The organism is Bacillus sp. AL-1R (genome assembly GCF_052180195.1).
Taxonomy (GTDB): domain Bacteria; phylum Bacillota; class Bacilli; order Bacillales; family Bacillaceae_G; genus Gottfriedia.
Genome location: NZ_CP197469.1, coordinates 1,838,812 through 1,852,184 on the forward strand (window position 1 = coordinate 1,838,812; position 13,373 = coordinate 1,852,184).

At 32.3% G+C, this 13,373-nt stretch carries 13 protein-coding genes; 9 read left to right on the forward strand and 4 right to left on the reverse strand.

What is annotated here, in order from left to right; translation table 11 throughout:
* Nucleotides 1-308: 308 nt before the first annotated feature.
* Nucleotides 309-869, reverse strand: a complete 561-nt coding sequence (locus tag ACSBO6_RS08655; RefSeq protein ID WP_498844489.1) for a VanZ family protein — start codon at nt 867-869, stop codon at nt 309-311.
* A gap of 237 nt (nt 870-1,106) precedes the next feature.
* Between ACSBO6_RS08655 and ACSBO6_RS08660 the strand changes: the two genes are divergently transcribed.
* Both ACSBO6_RS08660 and ACSBO6_RS08665 read left to right on the forward strand, forming a co-directional pair.
* Nucleotides 1,107-1,799 carry a DUF975 family protein gene (locus ACSBO6_RS08660; protein ID WP_498844490.1) on the forward strand — a complete coding sequence of 231 codons (693 nt, stop codon included), beginning with the start codon at nt 1,107-1,109 and terminating at the stop codon, nt 1,797-1,799.
* 259 nt (nt 1,800-2,058) lie between these two features.
* A complete protein-coding gene (locus ACSBO6_RS08665) occupies nt 2,059-2,778 on the forward strand; it encodes a metallophosphoesterase family protein (RefSeq protein WP_098848704.1) in 720 nt (239 codons plus the stop codon).
* A 48-nt stretch (nt 2,779-2,826) separates the two neighbouring features.
* Here the strand turns inward: ACSBO6_RS08665 and ACSBO6_RS08670 are convergent, their stop codons facing one another.
* A complete protein-coding gene (locus tag ACSBO6_RS08670; RefSeq protein ID WP_098848703.1) occupies nt 2,827-3,723 on the reverse strand; it encodes a DMT family transporter in 897 nt (298 codons plus the stop codon).
* A gap of 271 nt (nt 3,724-3,994) precedes the next feature.
* Between ACSBO6_RS08670 and ACSBO6_RS08675 the strand changes: the two genes are divergently transcribed.
* The 6 genes from ACSBO6_RS08675 (at nt 3,995) to ACSBO6_RS08700 (ending at nt 7,806) form a co-directional block, all read left to right on the forward strand.
* Complete coding sequence (locus ACSBO6_RS08675; protein ID WP_498844491.1) at nt 3,995-4,522, forward strand: dihydrofolate reductase family protein; 528 nt, start codon at nt 3,995-3,997, stop codon at nt 4,520-4,522.
* A 191-nt stretch (nt 4,523-4,713) separates the two neighbouring features.
* On the forward strand, nt 4,714-5,403 hold the full coding sequence (locus ACSBO6_RS08680) for a hypothetical protein (RefSeq protein WP_498844492.1): 690 nt from the start codon (nt 4,714-4,716) through the stop codon (nt 5,401-5,403).
* A 60-nt stretch (nt 5,404-5,463) separates the two neighbouring features.
* Complete coding sequence (locus ACSBO6_RS08685; protein ID WP_098848700.1) at nt 5,464-6,150, forward strand: Dph6-related ATP pyrophosphatase; 687 nt, start codon at nt 5,464-5,466, stop codon at nt 6,148-6,150.
* Nucleotides 6,151-6,331: 181 nt separating this feature from the next.
* Nucleotides 6,332-6,607 carry a DUF4190 domain-containing protein gene (locus tag ACSBO6_RS08690; protein WP_286138575.1) on the forward strand — a complete coding sequence of 92 codons (276 nt, stop codon included), beginning with the start codon at nt 6,332-6,334 and terminating at the stop codon, nt 6,605-6,607.
* 110 nt (nt 6,608-6,717) lie between these two features.
* Nucleotides 6,718-7,089 carry an iron chaperone gene (locus tag ACSBO6_RS08695; RefSeq protein ID WP_498844493.1) on the forward strand — a complete coding sequence of 124 codons (372 nt, stop codon included), beginning with the start codon at nt 6,718-6,720 and terminating at the stop codon, nt 7,087-7,089.
* 165 nt (nt 7,090-7,254) lie between these two features.
* Nucleotides 7,255-7,806 (forward strand): AAA family ATPase, encoded by a 552-nt coding sequence (locus ACSBO6_RS08700; protein WP_498844494.1) that lies wholly within the window; start codon nt 7,255-7,257, stop codon nt 7,804-7,806.
* 29 nt (nt 7,807-7,835) lie between these two features.
* On the opposite strand, the gene ACSBO6_RS08705 is transcribed toward ACSBO6_RS08700, so the two are convergent.
* Nucleotides 7,836-8,603 (reverse strand): divergent polysaccharide deacetylase family protein, encoded by a 768-nt coding sequence (locus ACSBO6_RS08705; RefSeq protein ID WP_498844495.1) that lies wholly within the window; start codon nt 8,601-8,603, stop codon nt 7,836-7,838.
* A 2,009-nt stretch (nt 8,604-10,612) separates the two neighbouring features.
* Nucleotides 10,613-11,155: a recombinase family protein gene (locus ACSBO6_RS08710; RefSeq protein ID WP_098847885.1), complete on the reverse strand. Its 543-nt coding sequence runs from the start codon at nt 11,153-11,155 to the stop codon at nt 10,613-10,615.
* Nucleotides 11,156-11,285: 130 nt separating this feature from the next.
* Here ACSBO6_RS08710 and ACSBO6_RS08715 point away from each other — a divergent pair, with 130 nt between their 5' ends.
* Nucleotides 11,286-12,755, forward strand: coding sequence for a SulP family inorganic anion transporter (locus ACSBO6_RS08715; RefSeq protein ID WP_498844496.1), 1,470 nt, complete (start codon nt 11,286-11,288; stop codon nt 12,753-12,755).
* The last annotated feature ends 618 nt before the right edge of the window (nt 12,756-13,373 follow it).

Sequence of the window (13,373 nt, forward strand, 5' to 3'; positions counted from 1 at the left end):
ATTAGAATATCGTTTTATTGAAATAAAAAGTAACCCTTCGTTCCTGTTGGTACAAAGGGTTACTTTTTTTGTCATTAAAAACGGATCCTCTTCCTTAATTACGGAATTTTAGAATTTCTAATATGAAAGCCTTTCTGATTAATCTACCATTACACGTTGAAAATTGATCAGTTTTTCAAAGCACAAATATATAATTTACTTCCTAAGAAAAATTTATTAGAAGATCCTAAAAAAACGTGATTTTCACCAATTATAAAATTCAACTAATAAAAAATAATAAATAAGTGGACATGAAGGAGAAGAAGTCGTTAAACAGAGGTTTTTTCTATTAAATACAAATCCCAATAAACTCTCGAAATAATCCAACCTAATAATAGACCACTAACGTTTAAGAATACATCATCGATATCCATCACTTTATTAGGATATTCTGTTACATAATTGATACAAAACTGAATAATTTCAATTGATAGAGACAACAAAATACCAAATGAAAAAATTTTATAAAACCTAAGAATTTTTCTTTTTAGTACTACATAGAGAACTGGAATTGGAAGCAACAATAGAATGTTACCAATTACTTGTATCCATAAATCATATTCAATCGACTTAAGAATAGTCTGAAAGGGTGAAAGTTGATAATATAGCTTACTAGTTATTTCAGGATTTTTTTTATAGAAATACGTAATTGGAAAGAAGACAACTTTTACTAAAGATAAATAGTAAAAAAACCATATCGTAAAATGATAAAATCTTTGCTTTGTAAATGTCTTAGTAATCCATTTTATTTTTATAAAATAAGCTATTATTCCTATCAAAAATACAAATGAAAATTCAATAGGATCTAATGTTACTGAAAATCCGTTCATGTTAGTATCCCCAAGATTATTTCTTTTTTTAACCTATCCACTTTATTTTATCCTCCTTAAATTTAGGAATGGTAAAGACCCTCAATAATTAAATCGGAGGAAAATAAAAGAAAATTAATATCATATGTGAACAAAATGTTACCTTGCTAGAGTAAAAAAATATTGACATAGTTTTAAAAAAGGGATTTGTAGAATCATATTGAATTTTATATGTATAACTAGGAAGGAGGTGCTTTCATGTACCTTGAAGAATTACGCTCAAGAGCAAGAGATACCTTGAGCGGGAATTGGAAAAAATTTGTTGGATATACGATCATCGTACTACTGCTAACTACATTCGTTGAAAATCGACTTTCTACATACTTTCCGAATCCCATTGAAAATAATTTGACGAAATACATATCCTATGTAATTGATTGGAATGATTACCTAACACTTATTTATAGTTTATTTATTACGGCAATTATTACAATTGGGAGTACAAGGTTATATACCTTTGCGACAAAGGAAGATGTGCAACCTTATTCATTACAAACAATATTTTATTATTTTAGAAATTTGAACTTATATTTAAATGCATTTTTACTAAATTTCTTAACTTATTTATATTCTACGCTTTGGACATTACTTTTGATTGTTCCTGGCATTATAAAATCATATTCATATAGAATGGCCCCATACATATTTATTGAAGAACCTCATCTGACTCCTAATGATGCCATTACGAAGAGTAGGAGAATGATGGATGGATATAAGTGGAAATTGTTTTGTTTAGACATCTCTTTTATAGGTTGGATTATTTTATGCATATTAACGGTTGGGATTGGGTTTTTGTGGTTGTTTCCGTATATGAATGCAAGTGAGGCACATTTTTATCATGAATTAAAAAATAAAGAAAATGACTCAAATATTGGTGTAAAAGGTATTTAAATCCAAAAAATGGCTGACCTATTTGAAATAATCAAGGACAGCCGTTTTTTTAATTAGCTCTACAGTTTAATAAGAATAAACGAGGGGCTACAAAATAGCTCCTTTTTCCTTTATACATAATAAGGAAGGATTAATAAACTTTTAAATTGAATTGGTTTATAATTACTTTATCAAGTATTAATGTTTACTAGTTTATTAGGCGTAATTTGATGGAGTCTTTGATGTAAAATGTAAATAGGATAGAACAGGAGGGAGCATCATGACAAAAATAGCAATTATTTCAGATATCCACGGAAATAAGACTGCATTAGAGGCAGTTTTAAAAGACATTCGCGCTAGGCAAATTGAGAGGATTTTTTGCTTAGGTGATCTAATTGGAAAAGGGCCTCAAGGCTCAGAGTGTATAGAACTTGTTCAAAAAAATTGCGAAAAAGTAGTTCGTGGCAATTGGGATGTATTTATTCAGTCACCTGCAGAAAATGATTTTATTCGATGGTTTAGAGACCGATTAACTGAAAAGGACTATCAATTTCTATCTTCATTACCTTTTCATATTGACCTAGAATTAAATGGACAATTAATTAGGTTCTTTCACGCTTCACCTAGAAGTGAATTTGAGAGGATTTTACCTTTTCATCCAATTGAAAAACGGTTAAGTATGTTTGAAAATAGTGAAATTACAAATTCAAACGAGAATGAAAAGACTCCTGATATTATCTTTTATGGGGACATACATACTACTTTTATGGAAACTTTCAAAAACGGAATTTTATGCAATGTAGGAAGTGTTGGAAATTCCCTTGATTTGACGTCAGCATCATATGCGATTCTTGATGGATCTTATTCAACTAATTCGATCCAATTTGTAAGGGTAGAATATGATAGGGAAGCAGAACTGATGATTGCCGAAAAGTTAAAATTACCGGATCTAGAAAAATACCATGATGAAATAATGTTTGCAAAGTATAGAAATTCATAATCTAAATGAAAAACAGTGGGAAACTGTATCTTCCCACTGTTTATTTCATTATTTAGCTGTTTTTTTCAAAAATGGTTTAGACAATTTCATTGAATGATTCTCACTGATAAATGTGGAACCTAATAGCAAGGCCCCACCAATCAGTTGAACAATTGTCATTTTCTCATGTAAGAAAACAGTTGAAATGAATAAAGAGGTGATTGGATCAACATAACTTAATGCTGCTATGCTTTGTCCGCTTAATTTCTGCATACTTGAAAAGAATAACAAGAATCCAATGCCTGTGTGAACCATTCCTAAGATGAATAGTAATGGCATTGAAGAAACTGACAATTCCAATATCCCGAAACCTTCTGTAATGAATACATAAGGTATAAGAAGAAATGATGCTGTTCCAAGCTGGATCAGTGTAATTTCTAAACCACCCATATTTTTAATAAACTTATTAAGTAACATTAGAGATGCATAAAACACAGCAGCTAATAATCCATAACCAATTCCAATAAAATCTTCTAATCTAGTTGTGCTTAATCCACCACTTGAAACAACTAATATCATCCCGATGATAGCTATTAGAATACATATTAACTTCTTAGTTGATAATCTTTCTTTTAGAACCAATGGTGATAAGATCAGGACAAAGACTGGTGCAAAATAATAACTTAGTGCTGCGTTTGAGACAGTTGTATATTTATAAGCTTGAAAAAGGAATATCCAATTTCCACCCAATGTAATGCTAGAAAGTAACAAAATATAAACATTATTTTTGACTGATGCCCACGATAATTTCTTCTTACCGATCAACATGTATGTTATTAAAAATAAACTACCAATTAAACCACGCAATAAAGCTATTTCACTCGAAGCTAAATCAATGTATCTTATGAATACGCCAATCGTACCAAAGATTACCATTGAAAGTAGGAATTGAATTTTAGATTTCATCGTCTACTCCTTCGAATCTACGAAACAGCTTATATTTCGCAGATTCTTAATCTGTTTTTAATATAAGCTCATATAGTACTGTTTGAACAACAGGAGTAAACGGTGGTGGCGGTGATGTTGAAAATGGTTTCCAATCATATAGATTTATAGATGATAAAGGCATTTAGATTCCCCCTATTTCAAATAGCATATTATTGTTACTTTCAATTATATTAGATGAATGAATATGTAAAGAACAAAAAACTTCAAAAATAAAGATAGGAGATTTTTTATGGTAAACCAACGTAAAATTATATTATATATTGGTACTTCTATTGATGGATATATAGCAAACAATGATGGTAGCCTAGAATGGCTAGAAACTACAGAAGTAGAAGGAGACTCTGGCTATCATACACTATTAGAAAGAATTGACACTGTTGTAATGGGAAAAACGACATATGACGTCGTTCGCGGATTTGATATGGAGTATCCTTATCGTACATATAAAAACTATGTGTTTTCAAAATCTTCGTCCGGATCAGATGAATATGCTACTTTTATAAATCGAGATATTAAAACTTTTATACAAGAATTAAAAAGTCAAACTGGTAAAGATATATGGTTAATTGGTGGTGGAAATCTAGCACGAGAATTTTTTAAAGAAAATTTAATAGATGAATTTCAACTAGCGATTGCTCCAATTGTTTTAGGAAAAGGAATCTCTCTTTACACTGGAGATGACATTACTCAAAAATACACTTTAACGAAAGTAGAAAAATTAGGTCAACTTGCGATGCTTCATTATGTAAAGAAATAATTTGAAGAAATGATGGAAAAAATAATCAGGCTTTCTTAATTTTATTTTAATTCATGCCATTTCAACGAAAAGATCGACTATTGTCGGTCTTCTTATTTTTGTCTCAATTGGTTGAAAAAAGAACAAGGGAGGTTAAAATATTTTGTCGAATATTAAAATAGATTAATAAATCGATAATAGGAGATGAGTAATTGAGAAGTAAATTTAAGAATTTATACTTACTACTAACAGTTGGAGTAATTATCGGCATTGTAGCGTGTTTGATTGTTTTTATTCCTAAAGAATTTAAAGGTGATAAGGCAAAAATTATGAAAACGGCACAAATACTTAAAGAAAAAATGGAAGAAAAATACGGAATTAAGATTATAGAGAGTAAAGGTTTTTACAATCGAGATCATGTAGGTTATGGTGCCACATTAACTACAAAAAATGGGATAACATTTGATGCATGGAATCAACCGCATCGAATTGTTGACTTTTATCAAGAAGAAGTTTTGAGAAAGAAAGGTATAGAAAAATGGGGCTATGCCAATGAATATCTTACCAATGTTGAAAAAATAGATTTAAATATAGGTTTTCGTAATGAACAACTAAAAGAGATTGAACAATTGACAGATAGAATAGAAAATGTAAAAAATAAGTTATGGCTAACACTTTATATTGATTTAAACGAAACGTTTAAAAAAGAAAAAGCAAAAGAAGTTGAACATGATATCTTTAACTATTATCAAAAAATTCTTAATGATCAAGGTGAAGGGATCGAGTTAATTGTTCGACATAAAAATGATACTGGTTCTTATATGATCATTAAAGATGAGAATGGAGAACTTCCTCCTATTGAGGATGTAAGTAGTATTGCTAGAACATTAGATAAGTTTTAGTATATTTATTTTGTTCGTATAGATAGCAAAAAGTCATTAGCATAAAGGGGAAACTTGTGAATGGTTGAAACAGTAAACTGGAAAAATAATGCGAATGGAAGTAGATTTATAGCTTCTTTTAGTGGAGGAAAAGATAGTGTTCTAGCTTTATATAAAGCTATGAAAATAGGGGAAGCACTTGGATTAATCGTTATGCTAGAGGAAGAAGGAAAGCGCTCTAGGTCCCATGGAATGCCCCCTGAAATAATTCAAGCTCAAGCTGAATCAATAGGGTTACCTGTATATACTGGGGTGGCGAGTTGGCAGGAATATGAAAAAGTATTTTCCCAGCTATTAGAAAATGCAAAATATCAAGGTGCAGATGTATTAGTAACGGGTGACATCGATATGCCCGTCCAAGATTGTTGGCATGACAAGGTTACAAAAAATGTTGGATTAAAGCTTGGAATGCCATTATGGGGAATGAATCACCGTGAAGCTGTCGACCAGTTTATAAATAGTGGGTTTCAAACGATTGTAGTAACGGTCAACTTAACGTTAGGAATGCGAGAAGAAGATTTAGGACGAACGTTAACTCATGAATATGTGAAGGAGCTTGAAGATCGGGGCATTGATCCATGCGGAGAAAGTGGTGAGTTCCATACTACCGTGATAGATGGACCGATTTTTAACTATCCGATTTCCATTAAAAAGTGTGAAATTATTAGGGACGGGGAATATGCTTATTTGCCTTTGGAACTTGCATAATTAAAAGATAGAATTTGGAAATAAGAATGATTTCATGGTGCTTAATTTTTATAAGAAATGCTAAAATTACCCCAAATTACAAATAGGAGTTGTTAGTGTAATATAAAATAAGATTATAAATAATAGGATGGTAGTAATCTATTTTACAATTTATATTTTTAAACTCATGGGGGAAATTGTAATGGGAACAATTAATAGTAAATCTATTTCTTCATTAACATTAGGCGTATTATCGATCATCATTCCATATCTTGGTTTCATTCTGGGGATAGTCGGTTTATTTATTTCAAGAAAAAGTATTGCTGAAATAAATCATTCGAATGAAAAAGGGAAAGGTTTAGCAATTTCTGGAAGGGTTTGCAGTATTGTTGGAATATGTATCCAGGTGTTTCTAATTATCATTTTAGTTTTAGGCATTATAACTTTTTTTTCAACGAGTAATGATATGACTTTTTAAAGCAATTTTGACTATTTAAGTTGTAAAATATATAGTTTAAGATAAATACATAAAGCAAACATTTTGAGAGACCGGTAAAACTACATAAAATTACTTGAGGAGGGAACTATATGGAAGTTTTTGCAGACTATTTAGCAGGAATTGACCACCCAGACCACCGTGAACGGACTGCTGAAGTTTTGGATTGGATTTCGAACAAATTTCCTAGTTTAGAGCCACAAATTAAGTGGAATACACCTATGTTTTCAGATCATGGTACTTTCATCATCGGCATTTCGACTGCTAAACAACATATGAGTATATCACCTGAAGAAAAAGGTATTGTGCACTTTTCTGATGAAATTGAAAAGGCTGGCTATAGTGCCACTAAAGGTTTATTTCGGATTCCTTGGAAAGTTCCAGTAAATTATGAATTGCTTGAAAAAATGATAGAGTTTAATATTCAAGATAAAGCGGAATATACCACTTTTTGGCGTAAATAATGTTACCTATTATAAACTTGTTGGTAACCTTTAAATATTATAAATAGCGACTTAGTAGGAGCTGACTAGATCAGCTCCTATTTATTCTATTCATAAAACAAGGTCATTTTAAGTACCAAATCGAATGATATAAGTATCAATGTTTTAAGATAAGTGGTGATTTAAGTGATGAATAAACTACCAAAGAAAATACGAATCATTGGTTCAGTTGGAAGTGGTAAGACGACATTAGCTAGACAAATGTCTACAAAGCTAAATATACCGTATTTTGAGTTAGACAATGTTGTATGGAAAAGGCAAAAGGGATATAAAGATGTCAGGCGCACCGAACAAGAAAGAAAATATTATTTAGATACTCTTATTCGTTTGGATACATGGATTATTGAAGGTGTACATAATGAGGAATGGGTAAGAAATAGTTTTCATAATGCAGAGTTGATTATTTTTTTAGATACTAACTATTCTGTTAGAACGTATCGAATTACTAAAAGATATTTCTTACAAAAACTTAAATTAGAGAAGTCAAATTATAAACCAACACTTAAAATATTTTTCAAAATGTTTAAATGGAACAAGTATTTTGAAGAAGTGGGGAAACCATCATTTTTTAAACAGTATAAAGATTACAATGATAAAATATTGATCGTTCAAAGTATACATGAGGTTGAAGAGTACCTTAACGAACACATTTCAAAAAATATAGGAATCGCAAAATAGCGGTTCCTAATATTTTTACAGCAGGTAGTTTAATGTAAAGGAATTGGCAGATTTTCTACTAATTCAGATAAAAATACAAATTTAGCTTCTTCTTTTATTTTAGGTATGTATTCCTTTATTACATTTGAAGTAATTTCGCCTGGTTCACCAACATGACCGATTGCGATCATAGTTGGTTCAACTTTTACTTTTTCTAAAAGTAATCGTGTTTGCTTTTCTATATGTTTATACGTATAAAAATCATCGAAGAACATCTTGTTTTCGATGACCGGTACGCCGATCTCATCTGCAACTTTAGTCACTATGCTCCGGTAATTCGTCTTACTATCGAAAAAAAATAGGCCTTTTTCTTTACAAACAGTTAAAACAATACGCATTACTCTCTCATCTGAAGTTGCTTTTGATCCCATATGATTATTTATCTCTATAGCGTATGGGACATCATCTATAGCAGCTAGGACTCTTCTTCGTATTTCTTCATCACTTAAGCTCGTTTTAATTGCATTAGGTCCTAACCAACTTGCCTTCCCGTTCCTTGGTTCCATTGGCAGGTGAACAATTACTTCATAGCCTTTAGAGTGAGCAACAGTTGCATCCTTTTTAGTAGAAGGTAAAAAAGGCATCACCGCAACTGTTAATGGGATTGGTAATGAAAGCATTTGGTCCGTTCCTTTCATGTTATTACCAAAATCATCAATCACGATCGCAAGCCTATGATTAGGTTCAGCAAATACTGAAGAACAAGAAGTAAATAGAACTACTATAATAGAGAATATAGACGTTATCCAAAGCTTCATTGGTAAATCTCCCTTTTTCATTAATTACTAAGCACTACTATTTTCTGTTAATTATGGAGAAATTAACCGTAAAATATTGTAAAAAATACTTAAATGTATAATGACAGAGGTAAATGTGATTTTGCTTAAAGAGAATGTGAAGAAGTGTATAAATAAGTGGAATACTAAAATGATCGACAAATAAACAAGAGAGGAAGAAAAAATGAATAATAATAGGTTATATAAATCGAATTCAGATTATTACCAGTATCTCTTTTAGTCTATCTAATTTTGGGAGCACTGATGAGTAATGATGATTTTTATTATGTTGAAGATTATATTATGGATGTCCTTATTTAAAGGTCTTTTTTATAGAATGACGAGTTCATGAGGTAGTAAACCAGCGGAAGATAGAAAGATACTTCCCCATAACTGGTTCATGAGGAAGTAAATCAAGGCAAAATAGAAAGATACTTCCTCATGACGGGTTCATGAAGAAGTAAACCAGCCAAAAATAGCAAGATACTTCCTCATGACGGGTTCATGAAGAAGTAAACCAGCGAAAAATAGAAAGATACTTCCCCAGAACTGGTTCATGAGGAAGTAAATCAAGGCAAAATAGAAAGATACTTCCTCATGACGGGATCATGAAGAAGTAAATCAGCGAAAAATAGAAAGATACTTCCTCATGACGGGATCATGAAGAAGTAAATCAAGGCAAAATAGAAAGATACTTCCCCATAACTGGTTCATGAGGAAGTAAATCAAGGCAAAATAGAAAGATACTTCCTCATGACGGGATCATGAAGAAGTAAATCAAGGCAAAATAGCAAGATACTTCCTCATGACGGGATCATGAAGAAGTAAATCAGCCAAAAATAGAAAGATACTTCCTCATGACGGGATCATGAAGAAGTAAATCAGCGGAAAATAGAAAGATACTTCCTCATGACGGGTTCATGAAGAAGTAAATCAGCCAAAAATAGCAAGATACTTCCTCATGACGGGATCATGAAGAAGTAAATCAAGGCAAAATAGCAAGATACTTCCTCATGACGGGTTCATGAAGAAGTAAACCAGCGGAAAATAGCAAGATACTTCCTCATGATGGGTTCATGAAGAAGTAAATCAGCGGAAAATAGCAAGATACTTCCTTATGACGGGTTCATGAGGATGTAAATCAAGGCAAAATAGAAAGATACTTCCTCATGACGGGTTCATGAAGAAGTAAACCAGCGAAAAATAGCAAGATACTTCCTCATGACGGGATCATGAAGAAGTAAATCAGCGAAAAATAGCAAGATACTTCCTCATGACGGGTTCATGAAGAAGTAAATCAAGGCAAAATAGCAAGATACTTCCTCATGACGGGTTCATGAAGAAGTAAATCAAGGCAAAATAGCAAGATACTTCCTCATGACGGGTTCATGAAGAAGTAAACCAGCGAAAAATAGCAAGATACTTCCTCATGACGGGTTCATGAAGAAGTAAACCAGCGAAAAATAGCAAGATACTTCCTCATGACGGGTTCATGAGGAAGTAAATCAGCGAAAAATAGCAAGATACTTCCTCATGACGGGATCATGAAGAAGTAAATCAGCGAAAAATAGCAAGATACTTCCTCATGACGGGTTCATGAAGAAGTAAATCAGCGGAAAATAGCAAGATACTTCCTCATGACGGGATCATGAAGAAGTAAATCAAGGAAAAATAGAAAGATACTTCCTCATGACGGGTTCATGAGGAAGTAAATCAGCGAAAAATAGCAAGATACTTCCTCATGACGGGATCATGAAGAAGTAAATCAGCCAAAAATAGAAAGATACTTCCTCATGACGGGATCATGAAGAAGTAAATCAGTCAAAAATAGAAAGATACTTCCTCATGATAGGTTCATGAGGAAGTAAACCACCGAAAAATAGAAAGTTCCTTACTCATTACAGGATTTAGTGGAAATCGACCACAAATTGGCGTAGTTGACAAGCTCATTTTCAACACTATGCTAAAATGACCTAACCTAAAGGTCATTTTTAGTTTTCTAAATAACGATATAGAGTTGATTTACTGATCCCAGTCTCCTGTTTAATTTCTTCAAGAGTATATTTCTTACTTTCATACATAATAATTGCCCGTTTTACATTTTCATCAGGCTTTTTAGGACGTCCCGAAGTGATTCCTTTTTGTTTGGCTTCATAGATTCCCTTTTTCGTATTTTCGCTTATTACATCGCTTTGAAAAGAAAGTAGGTGCTTTACGATCTCGATGAAAAAGTATTTAGATTGAGTACATGTATTAATATTTTCCTCTAAAGATTGTAAAAATGCGCCTTTTGAATCTAAATTTTCTAAAATTTCCATAAGATGACGGGTAGAATCTGCTAATGTAAATAGTTTTGGGATCGCAATCGTATCGCCTTGTTTAAGATTAGTTAAAATTACTTCAAGCTGATGTCTTTTTTTTGCAGATGAATGCTCTTCTGAAATAATCTCATCACAATTTAGTTTTTTTAATTGAACTAGCTGATGTTCACATTTTGGATCGTCGTGATTTGGTCGCATATATCCGATTATCATAAATAATCTCCTAACTGTATAGGGGTTTCCATTATCATAACATATAACATTCCCAAAAAAGGTTCCTTTTTGGGAATAATGATGATAGACTATTTTTTAGTGATTAATCGTAAGTTGAGGTGGAAATTAATTGATAGAAAAAATAAAAAATGAATGGTTTTCTAATATTAGAGCAGATGTATTAGCGGGGATTGTCGTTGCGTTAGCGCTTATTCCTGAAGCAATTGGATTTTCGATTATTGCAGGTGTCGATCCAATGATTGGATTATATGCTTCTTTCTGCATTGCAGTTGTGATCTCGTTTGTTGGTGGTCGTCCAGGTATGATATCAGCTGCGACTGGTGCAATGGCACTTGTGTTAGCTAGTCTAGTAAAAAAACATGGAATTGAGTATATGCTTGCAGCAACTATTTTAACAGGTATTATTCAAGTAATACTAGGATTTCTAGGAATTGGTAAATTAGTCAAGTTTATTCCAAAGTCAGTTATGACAGGTTTTGTGAATTCTTTAGCAATTTTAATTTTTATGGCGCAATTACCTTATTTTGTAGGTCAATCATGGCAAATGTACGCAATGGTTGCAGGCGGATTAGCGATTATTTATTTGTTTCCAAGAATTACAAAAATCATCCCATCCCCTTTAGTGGCGATCATTGTTATTAGTATGATTGCAATATTTTCTGGAAGTGATGTTAATAAAGTAGGAGATATGGGGAATATTTCAGGATCTCTACCAAGTTTTATTTTACCAAATGTTCCGTTTAGTATTGAAACACTAATGATTATATTTCCATATGCAGTTTCGTTAGCGTTTGTTGGCTTAATTGAATCATTATTGACTGCTCAAATAGTTGATGATCTGACAGATACTTCAAGTAATAAAAATACTGAATCCAAAGGACAAGGTATTGCCAATATTATAAATGGGTTATTTGGGGGAATGGCAGGATGTGCAATGATTGGACAGTCTGTTATAAATGTTAAATCAGGTGGTCGTAGTAGATTATCTACATTTGTTGCTGGTTCATTTTTAATGTTTCTAATTCTTGTATTAAATAAATTAGTCGTTCAAATTCCATTGGCAGCGTTAGTTTCTGTAATGATTATGGTATCAATAGGAACATTCGATTGGTCATCTCTAAAAACATTACACAAATTACCTAGAACTGATGCGGCAGTGATGGTTATAACGGTTGGAGTAGTTGTAGCTACTCATAATTTAGCGATTGGTGTTATTCTTGGAATTTTGTTAAGTGCTGTTTTCTTTGCAGCGAAAATCTCGAAAGTAAAAGTCACTTCTCAACTTGGAAAAAATAAGCGCGTCTATAAAGTAGAAGGTCAATTGTTCTTTGCTTCTGTCACGGATTTTGTTGGAGCATTTAATTTTAAAGATGATGTAAAAATAGTCGAGGTTGATTTATCAAAAGCTCATATATGGGACGAATCAGGTGTATCGGCAATTGATAAAATTGTCATTAAATTTCACGAAAAGGGTATAAAAACGATTATCGTTGGGTTAAATTCAGGAAGTAAATCAATTGTAGATTCAGTAGCTGTATTTAACAAACCAAATGGTATCAAACAAAAAGTTGGACATTAAGCATGGTTTCCTCAATTGATGTAGCTTCAAGTTTACAGTGTGTAGACAAAGTACAAAAAATCTGATTTCAGACTGATTGCAAGCGCTTGTCTTTCGAGGCGCGAAGTCTGGTGAGGAGCGGAGTTACCTTAGACGGTAATGAGCACCGCAGACAGGCGAAGCAACGAAGAAAGCGAGCGTTTTCGGGCAGTCTGAGGCTTCTTCGATTGAAGAAGCTTTTTTTTATGGCATTTTAAAAAAATCTCCTGATTAGTTCAAGAGTCAAGAGTCATGTTTCATTCAGACAGCGGGTTTGTATGTATGACTTGATCTCGATGATTTTTAGGTATGGCAAGTATAAAAATATCTTTTTGAACTTTTGGATTTTCTATTAGAATTTATTGTATTCACTGCTACTTTTTCGCAGCCTTTTTTTTATTTATTTGGAAATACAGATTAAAGGAAAAAGGTGCCAATGCTTACAATGTAGAAAGAAGTAAGTAGATGTAAAAGAGGTGTGATGAGATTGGACAATATCAGTAAAGTAGAAAAGCTAGATCTTAAAAGATATATACCTCATTTGTTTAAATTATAATCTTCATCTCTGGAAACGAAGGGGTTGGTAGTTTAATTTTTTAC

Coding starts and splice junctions, on each gene's coding strand:
- ACSBO6_RS08685 (WP_098848700.1), top strand. CDS start 5,464: ATGGTTGAAACAGTAAACTGGAAAAATAATGCGAATGGAAGTAGATTT.
- ACSBO6_RS08670 (WP_098848703.1), bottom strand. CDS start 3,723: ATGAAATCTAAAATTCAATTCCTACTTTCAATGGTAATCTTTGGTACG.
- ACSBO6_RS08710 (WP_098847885.1), bottom strand. CDS start 11,155: ATGATAATCGGATATATGCGACCAAATCACGACGATCCAAAATGTGAA.
- ACSBO6_RS08675 (WP_498844491.1), top strand. CDS start 3,995: ATGGTAAACCAACGTAAAATTATATTATATATTGGTACTTCTATTGAT.
- ACSBO6_RS08695 (WP_498844493.1), top strand. CDS start 6,718: ATGGAAGTTTTTGCAGACTATTTAGCAGGAATTGACCACCCAGACCAC.
- ACSBO6_RS08690 (WP_286138575.1), top strand. CDS start 6,332: ATGGGAACAATTAATAGTAAATCTATTTCTTCATTAACATTAGGCGTA.
- ACSBO6_RS08705 (WP_498844495.1), bottom strand. CDS start 8,603: ATGAAGCTTTGGATAACGTCTATATTCTCTATTATAGTAGTTCTATTT.
- ACSBO6_RS08665 (WP_098848704.1), top strand. CDS start 2,059: ATGACAAAAATAGCAATTATTTCAGATATCCACGGAAATAAGACTGCA.
- ACSBO6_RS08660 (WP_498844490.1), top strand. CDS start 1,107: ATGTACCTTGAAGAATTACGCTCAAGAGCAAGAGATACCTTGAGCGGG.
- ACSBO6_RS08655 (WP_498844489.1), bottom strand. CDS start 869: ATGAACGGATTTTCAGTAACATTAGATCCTATTGAATTTTCATTTGTA.